This is a genomic window from Pelorhabdus rhamnosifermentans, assembly GCF_018835585.1.
GTDB classification, from domain to species: Bacteria; Bacillota; Negativicutes; order UMGS1260; family UMGS1260; genus Pelorhabdus; species Pelorhabdus rhamnosifermentans.
Genome location: NZ_JAHGVE010000067.1, coordinates 1 through 1,268 on the forward strand (window position 1 = coordinate 1; position 1,268 = coordinate 1,268).

2 rRNA genes are annotated in these 1,268 nt (G+C 50.2%); both read left to right on the forward strand.

The features are described 5' to 3' along the window. Nucleotides 1-537: ribosomal RNA gene (locus Ga0466249_RS25735) — 16S ribosomal RNA — on the forward strand; the annotation flags it as partial. A gap of 430 nt (nt 538-967) precedes the next feature. Beyond that, nucleotides 968-1,268, forward strand: a 23S ribosomal RNA gene (locus Ga0466249_RS25740); the annotation flags it as partial.

Sequence of the window (1,268 nt, forward strand, 5' to 3'; positions counted from 1 at the left end):
ACCTAGAGATAGGTGCCTCTCTTCGGAGACAAGAAAACAGGTGGTGCATGGCTGTCGTCAGCTCGTGTCGTGAGATGTTGGGTTAAGTCCCGCAACGAGCGCAACCCCTATTCTATGTTGCCAGCACGTAAAGGTGGGAACTCATAGGAGACTGCCGTCGACAAGACGGAGGAAGGTGGGGATGACGTCAAGTCATCATGCCCCTTATGTCCTGGGCTACACACGTACTACAATGGGCTTAAACAAAGGGAAGCAAGACCGCGAGGTGGAGCCAATCCCATAAATAAGCTCTCAGTTCGGATTGCAGGCTGCAACTCGCCTGCATGAAGTCGGAATCGCTAGTAATCGCAGGTCAGCATACTGCGGTGAATACGTTCCCGGGCCTTGTACACACCGCCCGTCACACCACGAAAGTCTGCAACACCCGAAGCCGGTGAGGTAACCGCAAGGAGCCAGCCGTCGAAGGTGGGGCCGATGATTGGGGTGAAGTCGTAACAAGGTAGCCGTATCGGAAGGTGCGGCTGGATCACCTCCTTTCTAAGGAGCTTCGAGTTTGGGATAACCAAGCTTATAAGCAACTAAGGTCGTTCACATCTGGCAAAAAGAAATTACCATTGTTTGGTTTTGAGGGAGCAATCTCTCATTTATGCTCTTTGAAAACTACACAGAAGAAGAAAGAACCTCTTTTTTTAGCAATAAAAAAATGATGTTCACTTAATAAGTACTTTAGAAGACTTATGAATTAGGCGATCAAAACGTGTTGCAAGAATATGTAGCGCAGCTACATGTGGAACTCGGCCATTTATGGCCAACGTTCTGCACTAAGCAGCGATTTGGCACGTGAGACTTACTAGTTGTTGACAGATGCTAGGAAGACTCGAACGAGAGAAGCGAGCGTACTTTTCGTACGTGAGTGATCGAGCGAGAGGCTGACGACGCAGATGGCGGCAAATAGGAAGTCGAACCAAGTCAAGCTACAAAGGGCATACGGCGGATGCCTAGGCGCTAAAAGCCGAAGAAGGACGGGATAAGCTCCGATAAGCTACGGTAAGCTGCAAGTAAGCATTGACCCGTAGATTTCCGAATGGGGGAACCCGGCGGTCGTAATGGGCCGTCACCTAACACTTGATGTTAGGAGGGCACCTGGGGAACTGAAACATCTAAGTACCCAGAGGAAAAGTAATCAAACGAGATTCCCAAAGTAGCGGCGAGCGAACAGGGAAGAGCCCAAACCACTAGAGCTTGCTCCGGTGGGGTTGAGGACCAGC